This window comes from Nocardiopsis moroccensis, assembly GCF_055763695.1.
The window spans coordinates 4773702-4787679 of the sequence record NZ_CP199747.1 but is presented as its reverse complement, the minus strand read 5'-3'; the positions used below and the strand labels follow the sequence as shown (position 1 = coordinate 4787679).

The 13978-nt window shown below is 62.5% G+C and carries 8 protein-coding genes, 1 tRNA gene and 3 rRNA genes; 9 read left to right on the top strand and 3 right to left on the bottom strand.

Annotated features, from left to right (window positions below):
- Positions 1–948: 948 nt before the first annotated feature.
- From ACUKCB_RS21155 to rrf, 3 genes are all read left to right on the top strand, one after another.
- Positions 949–2481, top strand: a 16S ribosomal RNA gene (locus tag ACUKCB_RS21155).
- 337 nt (positions 2482–2818) lie between these two features.
- A 23S ribosomal RNA gene (locus ACUKCB_RS21150) occupies positions 2819–5914 on the top strand.
- Between the two features lie 101 nt (positions 5915–6015).
- Positions 6016–6131 (top strand): 5S ribosomal RNA (rrf, locus tag ACUKCB_RS21145).
- Together the 16S, 23S and 5S rRNA genes form the textbook arrangement of a ribosomal RNA operon.
- Before the next feature lie 792 nt (positions 6132–6923).
- Here rrf and ACUKCB_RS21140 read toward each other — a convergent pair.
- Both ACUKCB_RS21140 and ACUKCB_RS21135 read right to left on the bottom strand, forming a co-directional pair.
- Positions 6924–7049: a hypothetical protein gene (locus ACUKCB_RS21140; protein ID WP_473041167.1), complete on the bottom strand. Its 126-nt coding sequence runs from the start codon at positions 7047–7049 to the stop codon at positions 6924–6926.
- Positions 7050–7644: 595 nt separating this feature from the next.
- Positions 7645–7953, bottom strand: coding sequence for a hypothetical protein (locus tag ACUKCB_RS21135; protein ID WP_473037332.1), 309 nt, complete (start codon positions 7951–7953; stop codon positions 7645–7647).
- Between the two features lie 533 nt (positions 7954–8486).
- Here ACUKCB_RS21135 and ACUKCB_RS21130 point away from each other — a divergent pair.
- The 5 genes from ACUKCB_RS21130 (at position 8487) to ACUKCB_RS21110 (ending at position 12362) form a co-directional block, all read left to right on the top strand.
- Complete coding sequence (locus ACUKCB_RS21130; RefSeq protein WP_473037331.1) at positions 8487–9320, top strand: helix-turn-helix domain-containing protein; 834 nt, start codon at positions 8487–8489, stop codon at positions 9318–9320.
- A 190-nt stretch (positions 9321–9510) separates the two neighbouring features.
- Positions 9511–9633, top strand: coding sequence for a DLW-39 family protein (locus tag ACUKCB_RS21125; protein WP_014912962.1), 123 nt, complete (start codon positions 9511–9513; stop codon positions 9631–9633).
- A gap of 267 nt (positions 9634–9900) precedes the next feature.
- Positions 9901–9973: transfer RNA gene (locus ACUKCB_RS21120), tRNA-Ala, on the top strand.
- Positions 9974–11096: 1123 nt separating this feature from the next.
- Positions 11097–11426, top strand: coding sequence for a WhiB family transcriptional regulator (locus ACUKCB_RS21115; RefSeq protein WP_191276119.1), 330 nt, complete (start codon positions 11097–11099; stop codon positions 11424–11426).
- A 267-nt stretch (positions 11427–11693) separates the two neighbouring features.
- Positions 11694–12362: a DUF1707 and DUF4870 domain-containing protein gene (locus ACUKCB_RS21110; protein ID WP_473037330.1), complete on the top strand. Its 669-nt coding sequence runs from the start codon at positions 11694–11696 to the stop codon at positions 12360–12362.
- A gap of 124 nt (positions 12363–12486) precedes the next feature.
- Here ACUKCB_RS21110 and ACUKCB_RS21105 read toward each other — a convergent pair whose 3' ends face one another.
- A complete protein-coding gene (locus tag ACUKCB_RS21105; protein ID WP_473037329.1) occupies positions 12487–13077 on the bottom strand; it encodes a hypothetical protein in 591 nt (196 codons plus the stop codon).
- 299 nt (positions 13078–13376) lie between these two features.
- On the opposite strand from ACUKCB_RS21105, the gene ACUKCB_RS21100 reads away from it, so the two are divergent.
- Positions 13377–13901, top strand: a complete 525-nt coding sequence (locus ACUKCB_RS21100; RefSeq protein ID WP_473037328.1) for a peptidylprolyl isomerase — start codon at positions 13377–13379, stop codon at positions 13899–13901.
- Positions 13902–13978 lie beyond the last annotated feature (77 nt).

Genomic DNA, 13978 nt, shown 5'->3' with positions numbered 1-13978 from the left:
GAGTTCCAGGTCTCTGACGTGCGATGATGTCAACAAGGTGGCGCAGTGCCAGCGGAGACGAACCATTCGTTGCCGACGATGCTGTTCCGGGTCGGTTGCGTATTGGGGGAGAACGTGATCCCGGAAGGTGTTCTCCTTTGTCATCGGGGTGAGCGGTTTCCTTCCCCGATTTCCTCATTGCGGTGAGTGGTCGTGGCCGGCGGGGCCCGGGGCTCGGTCCGGGAAAGGGGGAACGCGCGCGCACGCGTGTGCGTGGAGGCGTGGAGGCGTGGAGGCGCTGCGTCCTGACAGAGGCCGGCGCACGGGTGCGGCCCGGCACCTCGGCCCGGGGCCCGCCGATCCTGCAGTGACCGGGGACACAGGCGTTTCGGTTTGCTTGGAGTGGGGGCCACGGGTAATGTTCTCCAGGTCGCCGCGGGACGGCGGGCGGAGCCACTTCGGCTACCAGCTCGGAACCGGACCGCGATCACAGACACCTCTTTTCGAAACACGGTGGTTCGAGCGCTGCTCGGGGCATGTAAACTTCGGAGAGTCGCTTCAAAAGCCCGGTGGAAGCCAACACGGCGGAAACGCAAAGGCAAACGGAGCACACGGGCTTTACCCCGATCAGGAAAGACACAAACCGCCGATTTGGCGGGGCGCGGAACACCTGATAAAGTAAAGACACAACACAGCGAGAAAGCCGCAACGGCGGCCGGACCGCGAAAAAGCCTTCCACGGAAGAGCAACCGGAACACACGTTCCGGAGCTTGTACGGGAAAAGCGATTGTTTCTTGAGAACTCAACAGCGCGTGTTTGATTTTCTTTAAGCCATGTTTGTTTTGGCCCCGACGCACCACGGTGCGTAGGGTTCCTTTGATTAACCAACGCGAGTTGGTTGGTCAGGATTTCTTCTAGGTTTACCCGTCCCAGGCAGACCCTCGGGTCGCCGGGTAGGGTTGTAGGACCTTTATGGAGAGTTTGATCCTGGCTCAGGACGAACGCTGGCGGCGTGCTTAACACATGCAAGTCGAGCGGTAAGGCCCTTCAGGGTACACGAGCGGCGAACGGGTGAGTAACACGTGAGCAACCTGCCCCTGACTCCGGGATAAGCGGTGGAAACGCCGTCTAATACCGGATATGACACACCATCTCCTGGTGGTGTGTGGAAAGTTTTATCGGTCAGGGATGGGCTCGCGGCCTATCAGCTTGTTGGTGGGGTAAAGGCCTACCAAGGCGATTACGGGTAGCCGGCCTGAGAGGGCGACCGGCCACACTGGGACTGAGACACGGCCCAGACTCCTGCGGGAGGCAGCAGTGGGGAATATTGCACAATGGGCGAAAGCCTGATGCAGCGACGCCGCGTGGGGGATGACGGCCTTCGGGTTGTAAACCTCTTTTACCACCAACGCAGGCCCCGGGTTCTCTCGGGGTTGACGGTAGGTGGGGAATAAGGACCGGCTAACTACGTGCCAGCAGCCGCGGTAATACGTAGGGTCCGAGCGTTGTCCGGAATTATTGGGCGTAAAGAGCTCGTAGGCGGCGTGTCGCGTCTGCTGTGAAAGACCGGGGCTTAACCCCGGTTCTGCAGTGGATACGGGCATGCTAGAGGTAGGTAGGGGAGACTGGAATTCCTGGTGTAGCGGTGAAATGCGCAGATATCAGGAGGAACACCGGTGGCGAAGGCGGGTCTCTGGGCCTTACCTGACGCTGAGGAGCGAAAGCATGGGGAGCGAACAGGATTAGATACCCTGGTAGTCCATGCCGTAAACGTTGGGCGCTAGGTGTGGGGACTTTCCACGGTTTCCGCGCCGTAGCTAACGCATTAAGCGCCCCGCCTGGGGAGTACGGCCGCAAGGCTAAAACTCAAAGGAATTGACGGGGGCCCGCACAAGCGGCGGAGCATGTTGCTTAATTCGACGCAACGCGAAGAACCTTACCAAGGTTTGACATCACCCGTGGACCTGTAGAGATACAGGGTCATTTAGTTGGTGGGTGACAGGTGGTGCATGGCTGTCGTCAGCTCGTGTCGTGAGATGTTGGGTTAAGTCCCGCAACGAGCGCAACCCTTGTTCCATGTTGCCAGCACGTAATGGTGGGGACTCATGGGAGACTGCCGGGGTCAACTCGGAGGAAGGTGGGGACGACGTCAAGTCATCATGCCCCTTATGTCTTGGGCTGCAAACATGCTACAATGGCCGGTACAATGGGCGTGCGATACCGTAAGGTGGAGCGAATCCCTTAAAGCCGGTCTCAGTTCGGATTGGGGTCTGCAACTCGACCCCATGAAGGTGGAGTCGCTAGTAATCGCGGATCAGCAACGCCGCGGTGAATACGTTCCCGGGCCTTGTACACACCGCCCGTCACGTCATGAAAGTCGGCAACACCCGAAACTTGTGGCCTAACCCTTCGGGGAGGGAATGAGTGAAGGTGGGGCTGGCGATTGGGACGAAGTCGTAACAAGGTAGCCGTACCGGAAGGTGCGGCTGGATCACCTCCTTTCTAAGGAGTCTTTTGAAGGCCAACTTTTTCCTATCGTTGGTCGGACTCGAAAGTGGACCCGAGCGTGCTGGTCTTGATGGCCGGCAGGTGTTCGGGAGTGGCTGAAGAGAATCGGACTCATACCTCTGGTGACTAGAAGCACCGGGGGGCGCGCTGTTGGGTATCTGAGGAAGCAATCGTGGCCATCGGCCTTCACCATGGGTGGGGGCGGGTGGTCTGGTTGGTTCCCCTGGACCACCCCTGAGAACTCCCAGCTGGTGCTGGTGTTGAGGTATCGGGGTTTGTGGTGGGTGTTTTGACTTGTGAATAGTGTGCGCGAGCATCTTATTATCTGTAGTGGCCAAGTGATAGTGGCACACGGTGGATGCCTTGGCATCAGGCGCCGATGAAGGACGTGGGAGGCCACGATAGGCCGCGGGGAGCTGTCAACCGAGCTTTGATCCGCGGGTGTCCGAATGGGGAAACCTAGCCCGAGTTGTGTCGGGTTGCCGCTACCTGAATGTATAGGGTAGTTGGTGGTGACGCGGGGAAGTGAAACATCTCAGTACCCGTAGGAAGAGTAAACAACAGTGATTCTCCTAGTAGTGGTGAGCGAACGGGGAAGAGGCTAAACCGTATGCGTGTGATAGACGGCAGTCGTTGCGTGTGCGGGGTTGTGGGGTGCATCTTTCCAGGTCTGTCGGCCTGGAGCGCTGATGGTTCTTCTAGCTGAATCCGTTGGGAAGCGGTACCGGAGTGGGTGAGAGTCCCGTAGGTGAAGGAAGAGTCTAGGTGTTGGTGTGTTCCCGAGTAGCGCGGAGCCCGAGAAATTCCGTGTGAATCTGGCAGGACCACCTGCTAAGCCAAAATACGTCCTGATGACCGATAGTGCACTAGTACCGTGAGGGAAAGGTGAAAAGTGCCCCGGTGAGGGGTCGTGAAATAGTACCTGAAACCGTGTGCTGTCAAGCCGTCAGAGCTGGGACTTGTTCCTGGTGATGGCGTGCCTTTTGAAGAATGAGCCTGCGAGTCATGGTGTGTGGCAAGGTTAACCCGGGTGGGGTAGCCGTAGGGAAACCGAGTCTGAATAGGGCGGTTGAGTCGCATGCTGTGGACCCGAAGCGGAGTGATCTACCCATGTCCAGGGTGAAGCGGGGGTAAGACCTCGTGGAGGCCCGAACCCACCAGAGTTGAAAATCTGGGGGATGAGGTGTGGGTAGGGGTGAAAGGCCAATCAAACTCCGTGATAGCTGGTTCTCCCCGAAATGCATTTAGGTGCAGCGTCACGTGTTTCTTGCTGGAGGTAGAGCTACTGTTTGGCTGATGGGCCCGACAAGGTTACTGACGTCAGACAAACTCCGAATGCCGGTGAAGTGAAGCGTGGCAGTGAGACTGCGGGGGATAAGCTTCGTAGTCGAGAGGGAAACAGCCCAGATCATCAGCTAAGGCCCCTAAGCGTGTGCTAAGTGGGAAAGGTTGTGGAGTTGCCCAGACAACCAGGAGGTTGGCTTAGAAGCAGCCATCCTTTAAAGAGTGCGTAATAGCTCACTGGTCAAGTGGTTCTGCGCCGATAATGTAGCGGGGCTTAAGTACACCGCCGAAGCTGTGAAGTTCAGCCCGTTGAGGGCTGGGTTGGTAGGGGAGCGTCGTGCATCCAGTGAAGCTGCCGAGTGATCGTGTGGTGGAGGGTGTGCGAGTGAGAATGCAGGCATGAGTAGCGAAAGCAACGTGAGAAACGTTGCCGCCGATTGACTAAGGGTTCCTGGGGCAGGTTAATCCGCCCAGGGTGAGTCTGGACCTAAGGCGAGGCCGACAGGCGTAGTCGATGGATAACGGGTTGATATTCCCGTACCCGTGCATGAGCGTCCAATACTGAATCAGGTGATGCTAACCACGCCGGATCTTTCAAAATCCTTCGGGAGATTGTTTGTATCTGGTCTGGGACCCGAGCTTGTAGTAGGTAAGTGATGGGGTGACGCAGGAGGGTAGCTCTACCCGGCGGTGGTTGTCCGGGGGTAAGCGTGTAGGCCGAGGGGTAGGTAAATCCGCCTCTCGTTGAGGCTGAGACGTGATGCCGAGCCGTTTTTGGTGAAGTGAGTGATCCCATGCTGTCGAGAAAAGCCTCTAGCGAGTTCGTGTGTGGCCAGTACCCTAAACCGACGCAGGTGGTCAGGTAGAGAATACCGAGGCGTTCGGGTGAACCATGGTTAAGGAACTCGGCAAATTGTCCCCGTAACTTTGGGAGAAGGGGAGCCCTGTCTGGTGACGGTCTTTACGGCCTGAGCTGGGTGGGGTCGCAGATAGCGGGGGGAAGCGACTGTTTATTAAAAACACAGGTCCGTGCGAAGTCGTAAGACGCTGTATACGGACTGACGCCTGCCCGGTGCTGGAACGTTAAGAGGACTGGTTAGTTGGGGTTCGCCCCGGCGAAGCTAGGAATCTAAGCGCCAGTAAACGGCGGTGGTAACTATAACCATCCTAAGGTAGCGAAATTCCTTGTCGGGTAAGTTCCGACCTGCACGAATGGCGTAACGACTTCCCCACTGTCTCAACCATGGGCCCGGTGAAATTGCACTACGAGTAAAGATGCTCGTTTCGCGCAGCAGGACGGAAAGACCCCGGGACCTTCACTATAGCTTGACATTGGTGTTTGGGATGGTTTGTGTAGGATAGGTGGGAGCCGGTGAAGTCGTCACGCTAGTGGCGGTGGAGGCGTTGGTGAAATACCACTCTGACTGTTTCGGGCATCTAACTTTGGACCGTGATCCGGTTCGGGGACAGTGTCTGGTGGGTAGTTTAACTGGGGCGGTTGCCTCCCAAAGAGTAACGGAGGCGCCCAAAGGTTCCCTCAGCCTGGTTGGTAATCAGGTGTTGAGTGTAAGTGCACAAGGGAGCTTGACTGTGAGACGGACGTGTCGAGCAGGAGCGAAAGCTGGGACTAGTGATCCGGCACCGGCGTGTGGAAGCGGTGTCGCTCAACGGCTAAAAGGTACCCCGGGGATAACAGGCTGATCTTCCCCAAGAGTCCATATCGACGGGATGGTTTGGCACCTCGATGTCGGCTCGTCGCATCCTGGGGCTGGAGTTGGTCCCAAGGGTTGGGCTGTTCGCCCATTAAAGCGGCACGCGAGCTGGGTTTAGAACGTCGTGAGACAGTTCGGTCCCTATCCGCTGTGCGCGTTGGAGACTTGAGAAGGGCTGTCCCTAGTACGAGAGGACCGGGACGGACGAACCTCTGGTGTGCCAGTTGTCCTGCCAAGGGCATGGCTGGTTGGCTACGTTCGGGAGAGATAACCGCTGAAAGCATCTAAGCGGGAAGCTTGCTTCGAGATGAGGTCTCCTGCCTCCTGGAGAGGGTAAGGCTCCCTGTAGACGACAGGGTTGATAGGCCGGGTGTGGAAGCCTTGTGAGGGGTGGAGCTGACCGGTACTAATAGGCCGAGGGCTTGTCCGCTGCAGATAATTGGATGTTCGCGCACACTATGTTCACGGTTTTCCGCCGTGTGGGTTCCCCTGTTTTGGGTGGGGTTGAGCTTGCGGGGTGGTTGTTGGTTTCCGTGGTGGTTGTAGCAGGAGGGTCACACTCGGTCTCATTCCGAACCCGGTCGTTAAGTCTCCTTGCGCTGATGGTACTGCCCTGTGGTGGGGTGGGAGAGTAGGTCGCTGCCACGGTTTTTCTTGAGAAGAAGGGGGAGGGGTTCGCTGGTGCGGGCTTCTCTCTCTTCTTTTTTTGTGGTGGTTTGTGAACATGTGAAAAGCGGGGTTGTTGGCTGGGGTGCCGGCCCCCCGGGGGGTGCCCGCCCTCCCGGGGCCCGCCCCCTGGGGGCTGGGGTGCAGGCCCCCAGGGTCGGGGTGCCGGCCCTCCCGGGGGTGGCTTGGAGGGGTTTTTCCGGGTGGGTGGGTTCGGCTCCTCTTTTTTGCGGTGATCTTGCTACCAGGAGCAATGTCGGCGCCGAGGTTGCTTCTGGTAGCAAGATCACCGTGGTGGGGGTGCGGGGGTCTGCGCGGGTGGTGCCTTCCATCGGTCTGTGGTCGGGGTTCAAGGCACCCCCCTGGGGTGGTCTGGGCCCGGTGTTCGTCCGGCTGAGCCCTGTGGGGGCTGGTGTAGGGCGTACTCGGAGGCCGCTACGCACCTCGCGGGACGTGCTTGATCTTTCTACGACTGGATCTGGAAAAGGGCGAGGCCCGTAGCTCGCCAACCCCCCTGGACCACTGATGTGTTCCAGAGATGCGTGTCCCCACGTCTGGCGAAACCCCCTGTGTCCGGGCGCCGCCCACCGCGCTCCGGCCAACCCCCACCACCGGGGGAGGGTAAACCAGGTGCACGTTCTGTGACCCCCTGGGGCTGAGGGGGTCTGCGCGGGTGCGGCTTCAAACAGCGGATGGTTCGGGTTCACAACCCCTTGGGGGCCGGGAGCCTGACAAGCGCGGCAACCCCCAGGGCGTGAGGGGGTTGGTGGGGGGTCAGGCGTGGAGGTCGGCGGCTTCGATTTCCTCGCGGGTGATGCCGAGGATGAAAGCGATCGTGTCCAGGTACGGCACGTTGACCGAGGTATCGGCCTGTTGGCGCACCCCTGGTGGTGTGAGCACACCTGGCGGAGGCCGAGCGCCGGCCACCGATGGTGTACCTCCAGTACCCCCTCATGCGGTCTTGGAGCGGCGCCCTACCGTGTGGTTGGCGCTGGCGCGGTAGTGCCTCCGGAACGGCCTCTCGCAGCTGCCCTCCTCAGGCATGCCCCCTGGATCTCGCCTCCCTGTAGCCGTCCGAGCTCGTTCGCCAGGACCGTCTCCAGGAGTAGGGGTAAGGACAGCGGTGGTCGGAGGGATCGGGGGCATCTCCGTAGTGCGGTTCCACTCCGGAGGGCGGAAGCCGCCGGAGCGGGTTCTCGCTAGTCCTCGTCAGCTTCCGGGATTTCGATGAGCTGCCTCAACAGCGCAACGAAGTCGTCCTCGCTCATCGCCGACCAGTCCACGTGCTCGTTCATGTTCAGCGGTTTCCCCAAACTCTCGGCCCGATAAGCCTCCGAGGGCCTTATTCATTCGAGAAGTCTGGGTTAACAGCGTGTAGACGCAGGTGGAGAGGGTGTCCGGAACAGGACAGGGGGCAGAACAAGGAGCTCAGAACACCGGCATCGGGAGGTCTGGCCAGAGGTGTTCTGGGCTCCCCAGAGGTGTTCTGGGCTCCTCAGACACGCTGTTGGAGGGCACTCCTGCACTCCGGGCACCGGCAGCGTTTGTTGTACCCGGTGACGCTGCCGTGGGGCAGGGACGGGTCTCGCTGCTCGGTGAGGGTCGCGTCGAGCTGCTCACCGAAGGGCTTGAGGACGCGTGCGGTCGAGAAGACCTGCTTGGGGCTGATGTCCAGCTCTCCCGCTGCGTCGTCGATGTGCTTACCCATACGGAGTTTCGCGATGAGGCGTGATCGGGTGCTCGGGGGCATCTGGGCCTCCGCGTTCGCGATCAGCTGCTCGGCGTCGTCAAGCGGGTAGCTCATGGAGTTCCTCTATGTGTGCGGGCACGCCCGCCGGAACGGGCACCTCAAGCATCGTACGCGCTTTCTCCCCCCGGACGCCGGGCTGAGACATAGGCGACACGGAGTACCGGAATCCCGAAGCCCTGGATCCCTCGTAGCGATCTCGGCAGCAGACCCGCCGGCCAGTCAGCCCGGCGACTCACGAGTCCACCAATCCACCCCGCCCACTCGTCCATGAGCCCACTCCTCCACGAATCCACCAAGGCCCGACATGACACGAGGGGCCCCAGTCCTGATGTGAGCGGTGGAGCCGGAGAGAAAGATGTCGCCCTCTCCCTTTCCTGTGGCTTCCTGGTGCACAACTCTTGTCCTGGTACACAACTTCAGTTACCTAACGTAACAAAAGTGATGCTTTTGCTGTGGGGGGCGTGCCTGCGGTCCGGCCTCTAATGCATCGAAACGGCCGCTCTTTTCTAGAAACTCATTGCTAGATGCTAGATGTCGTGTTTCGCTGGTGGCACACCCTCGACACTCTGCGTCATTGGATCAGTGTTATGACCAGCCCCACGGTCCGTCGGCGGCGACTGTCCGCCGAACTTCGCCGCCGCCGTGTGCAGGCGGGTATGACCCTCAACGACGTGGCGGAGGAACTGGAGTGGTCTCCGGCCAAACTCGGCCACATCGAGACCGGTATCCGCAAGTGGCCCTCGGTGATGGAGATCTCCGCGCTGCTGCGGCTGTACGGGGTCACGGGAGGACAGCGCGAGGCCATTTTGACGCTTGTCCGCGAATCAAGGCTGAGGCCTTGGTGGACCGAGTACGAGGACGTCCTCTCCTCCGCCTACGTGGGAAACGAGGCCGGAGCGGTGTCCCTGCGGACCTACGCAGGCATTCTCGTGCCCGACCTCCTCCAGACACCCGACTACACCGCAACCCTGGCGCGTTCTCTCGGCTACGGGGAGGACGCCGTCGAGCGTATGGTCGCCGCCTACCTGAAACGCCAGGAGCTCCTCGATCCCGGCTCCTCGGTCCGCTACCACGCGGTCGTGGAGGAGGACGCCCTCCAACGCGTCTCAGCCGATCTGGGGCTGCTGCGGGGGCAGGCCACCAGGCTCGTGGAGCTGGCCACCGGCACCGAGCGTGTGACGGTCCAGCTTCTGCCGACCTCAGCCGGTCCGCACGCGGGCCTGGCGGGTCCCTTCTCGATCCTGGAGTTCGAGGAGGACGAGGCCGACCTCGCCTACGTCGAGGCTACTTCCGGGGGCAGAATCGCCGAGGCCGAGGAATCCGTTCGCTCCTGTCGTCGGGTGTGGGAGAACCTCACCCGGATCGCAGCGTCTGAGCAGGCCACAGTGGAGATTCTGCGCCGGATGGCGCTGTTGACCTGACCGTCTGGGGCCGTCTCGGGGCGGAACGGAGGAAGAAGCCGGTGCGAATCGGTCCTCTGTGGCAGGGACCGCCCGCGGTGGCTTGCTAGTCTGCTAGGTGACAACCTCATAAAGTTGCCCGCGGAGCCCTCGCCCCAGGGCGGGTGCCCGTGTGTACGACCGGTTTTCCAACAGAGAAAGGGTCCGGACAGTGAAGAAGATCATCGTTCTGGCGCTGGTGGCCCTCGGGGCTTTCGCCGTCTACCGCAAGATCCAGGCGGACCGTGCCGAGCTCGACCTGTGGACGGAAGCCACCGCGGCCAGCGAGAGCTGATCAGCGGGTCCATTCGGCCGCCGTCAGGGGGCCGGGAGGTTTCCATGAACGGGTCGACGGTGTACACCTGCGTGTGTCACCGAGTGTCCGTTTCAGAGTGACACGAAGACGTGGGTGGGCCGACAATCCCGTGGTGCGACCCACGGCTTTGTGCTGTGTCCGGTCCCTGGTCAACCCCCGGACCCCGGGTTCTTCTGGCTCCGTGACCGGGACCGCTTCCGATGCGGGTATGCTCTGCAAGTGAACCGGGCTCAGACCCGGGTCCACGGGGCCATAGCTCAGCTGGCAGAGCGCCGGTTTTGCATACCGGAGGTCAGGGGTTCGACTCCCCTTGGCTCCACACAGGAAAACAGCAGATCAGACGTAGCGTTCGGGGACTCCTTCGGGGGTCCCCGTTCCGTGTTTCCAGCTTCCGGTACGTACTCGGGGCGCTCGGCCCTGGGCCACCTCCTCTCCGGTCTCCCCCAACCTCCACGACCTTTCAGCGGAGCAGCGGAGCAGCGGAGCAGCATCCGGGTCTCTGCCCGGCCGTGAGGTGCCCGGACAGCGCCCGGAAGCCGCCAGAGGGCCCAGGGCCCCGGAGGGGGTGACACCGGCCTTCCTGGCGCGACCAGCCCTCTGCGTGGTTGGCCCTCGCGGCGTCGCCGGCCTTCCTGGTGCGGCCTGTGCTCCGGCGGAAGCGCCACCCTCCGTCCGGGCCCCTCGCGGCGCGGCCCGCCCCCCGTTCCCCACCCGAGCAGCCCTGGGACACCCCAGTGCTCCCCGCCCCCGCCCACCCCGTCGGATCCTCGGGGCACATGCGTCTGGAATCACGACCTATGAAGTATTCGTGTGGAAATCCATAAGTTGGGCTATTTGACCAGGTTCATAAGGATCATCCTGGTCGAATCGGGAAAATTTTCTTAGGTTACTAAACGGTAGTTCTGTTTCTGACCGTGTGGGTGGGAAATGGGTGATCTGTGGTGTTGCCCAGTGTGTCCGACCGGGGGGTCCGCATAGCCCGATCGGGTGGGTTCGGTCGCAGGCCCCCCAGCCCGATCGAGCCTGTCGCCGTGGGGTCAGTCGCTCATGGGATGACGTGAAGTCGCAGGTCATCACGGTTTCCAGGGAATGGTCTGAGACTGACCTTTCATTGTGATTGCCAGGAGGTGCCTGTATCACATGCAGTGACTCTCCGTGTGTGTATGATGACACTTCCCCAGGAAGCAATGGTCCTACTGGGCCATATGAGAAATAGGCCTCTTGGGGCCTGTTGGTGAACTCGGACGATCCGTAGTTTCGACACCAACGACAACGAGGAACACAGCGCGCCGAAACGATCGACCCCCGAAGGCGAGCCGCGCGGCCCCCCGCCCGGCTTCGTGCACCGTCCTCGCATCGGCCAGCTGTCCCTCGTCCACCGACGGCCGCGCCGACCGGTGGGTTCCGATCACCACACATGCTGATCTTGGGAGTGGGGCAACATGTGGAACGAGAAGATGGCGGCTCGTGCCAAGTGCCGCGAAATCGACCCCGACGCCCTGTTCGTACAGGGCGCCGCGCAGAACCGAGCCAAGCTGATCTGCAGGGGCTGCCCGGTCCGTACCCAGTGCCTCGCGGAGGCGCTGGACAGCCGGATCGAGTTCGGTGTCTGGGGAGGCATGACCGAACGGGAGCGTCGCGCCCTGCTGCGCCGGCGCAAGGACGTCACCAGCTGGTACGAACTGCTCACCAGCGCCGAACGACACTATGAGGAGGAGCACGCCCAGGAGGAGCCGGTACGGTCCGGGGTGCCTGTCGTCGCCCGTCAGTGACAGGGCGGCCGCCAGGGAGGGGAGCCCGGGCGGCTGGGGGCCGGATACGAGGATGTTCACGTCAGGCCGTTAAGGCCGTGACGGCGCGGGAGGGCACAGCGCGTCCCGACCAAAGTCGATGCCGCCCTCCTCCTTCGGGGGGAGGGTCGGGTCAGGGGAGGATCAGGGACGCCCCCCATATCCGCACACGCCGTTGTGCCTCATCATGAGAGGAGGGCGTGGTCATCCTCGTACGGCCGCGCCCGGCAAAGCGCGTTGGGAGTGGGGATGGCCGTGCAGAACCCTCAGAATCCGCAGAAGCGGTACCCGTGGGATCAGAGCCCCGTCCCCCGAACACAGCTCCGGCTCACCCACGCGGACAGGGACGCGGTGGGCGACGTGCTCCGTGAGGCCTACTCGCAGGGACAGTTGGACGAGGACGAGTTCGAGGAACGTCTCGACCAGGCCATGAGGGCCAAGGTCAGTTCCGAGCTCGTCCCCCTCACCGAGGACCTCGGAGTCCAGGTCTCCCCCGGGGGGACCGGGCACACCCCGAGCGTGTCCCACCAGAACGGGGGCCGGACCAAGGGCGACGGAAAGGGCTCAGCGGGGCCGACCACGGACAACCCCGTGGAGAAGGTGGCCGCCGCGGCGGGGCATCTCTCCGTGTACTACATGCCCTTCCTCACCCCGCTGCTCCTACTGATCGTCAGCGGGGACCTGTCGCCCTACCTGCGGCGGCAGGCCATGGAGGCGCTCAACTTCCAGCTCTTCTGCTTCATCGGCGCGATCGTGAGCGGACTGCTCTTCTGGTTGCTCGTTCCGATCCTCGCCCTGCTCGGCATCGTCGTCGGATGGTTCGTCATGCCGATCATCGCGACCATCGTCAGCATGACGGGCCGGAACTGGAAGTACCCGCTGGTCTACCGCATCATCAAGGACAACGGGCAGGGATAACCAGCAGGGCAGCTGTTCCTGCCCGCCGGCGGGATCGGGAGACGGGTGGCGGGGCCGGGCGGTCGGTCCACCCGGCCCGGCGGGGCCCTCCCGGAGAGGGTGTGCCCGCACCGGGAGGGTGACCTCAGCGTCCGGAGCGCCCGTCTTCCTGCGCGCTGCCCTTACCCGTGGCGGCACGCGCCGTCTCCTTCGCCTTGGACTTGGTGGCCTTGGCGGTCTCGGCCGCGCTGTCAGCGACGTCCGAGGCCTTCTCCTCCAGGTTCTCGCGGGTCTCGCGAACCTGCTCGCGGGCCTGGTCCAGGTGTTCCTGCCACTCGGCGTCCTGGGAGGCCTGGCGCATGCGGATGAGTGAGTACACGACCACACCGCCGATCACGGCGGCACCGCCGATCAGGGCCCCGCGGGGGATACGGCGGTTCCCGCCGCGGAACAGCCGCAGGCCCCGGCGGCCCGGGTTCGGGTCGATCCTCTGCGCGGCGGTGGTCAGCATCTCCGCCACCCGGGGCGCCACGGTGTCCTCGAACCGCAGTGCCGCGGTCTCCAGACGGGGGGCGGTCCAACCACGAGCCTGGAGGAGCTTGATGGCTGCCTGGTCCCGTGCCTGGTCGGCGTACGGGCCGATCCGGTCGGCCTGTTCCTTGGCAAGGTCCTGCAGGCGGGCGAGGGTCGCCTCCGCCTCCTTCTGTGCCTTGCGACGCTTGGCAGTGATAGGCACGTCGTCAGCTCCTTCGATCGTTCACCGGTTCGTACGGTCCCACCACCCGGTGGCCAAGACGTAACGGCCACGATGGGCGGCTTCTCGTCGTCCTTCCCCGTGATCCGGGTGTTATCTCAACTTACGTCCTCTGCGTCTGTGATCTACGTTTCGACACTGGCAGTCCTCAGGTGACTTCGGGGAGGCCCCGAAGCCGACCCGGCGGCGGATACCCTCTGCCGGAGGTCGGGTTCAGGCAAAACGCGGTGGACGGAGGGGTAACGTGAGCACGTAATCTCACTCGACCGAAAGGCACTGAGGTGTCGGACTCCAAGGGGCAGCCCACCGCGCGGCTGAACACCTCCAAGGGAATCATCGTTGTCAAGCTCTTCGAGGAGCAGGCGCCCGAGACGGTCGCCAACTTCATCGGGCTGGCCGACGGCTCCAAGCAGTGGATGGACCCCACCACGGGCAAGCCGTCCAACAGCAGCCTTTACGAGGGCACGATCTTCCACCGTGTCATCGACGGCTTCATGGTCCAGGGCGGGGACCCGCTGGGCACCGGTCGCGGCGGCCCCGGCTACACCTTCGACGACGAGATCCACCCGAGCCTGCGCTTCGACCGCCCGTTCCTGCTGGCCATGGCGAACGCCGGTCCGGGCACGAACGGCTCGCAGTTCTTCATCACCGTCGGTGAGCCGTACTGGCTCGACGGCCGCCACACCATCTTCGGCGAGGTCGTCGAGGGCAGTGACGTCGTCACCGCGATCACCAAGGTCGCGACCGACGCGCAGGACCGTCCCCACGAGGACGTGGTGATCAACAGCATCGAGATCGACCGCTAGGGCGGACATGCCAGTGGTGAGACCCAAGGAGTGACGACCCGCCGATGACCGCATCTCCCCCTCCGCCCGGATCACCG

Excerpts from the sequence above, each read along its gene's own strand:
- ACUKCB_RS21135 (WP_473037332.1), bottom strand. The coding sequence starts at position 7,953 with ATGAGCTACCCGCTTGACGACGCCGAGCAGCTGATCGCGAACGCGGAG.
- ACUKCB_RS21130 (WP_473037331.1), top strand. The coding sequence starts at position 8,487 with ATGACCAGCCCCACGGTCCGTCGGCGGCGACTGTCCGCCGAACTTCGC.
- ACUKCB_RS21115 (WP_191276119.1), top strand. The coding sequence starts at position 11,097 with ATGTGGAACGAGAAGATGGCGGCTCGTGCCAAGTGCCGCGAAATCGAC.
- ACUKCB_RS21110 (WP_473037330.1), top strand. The coding sequence starts at position 11,694 with ATGGCCGTGCAGAACCCTCAGAATCCGCAGAAGCGGTACCCGTGGGAT.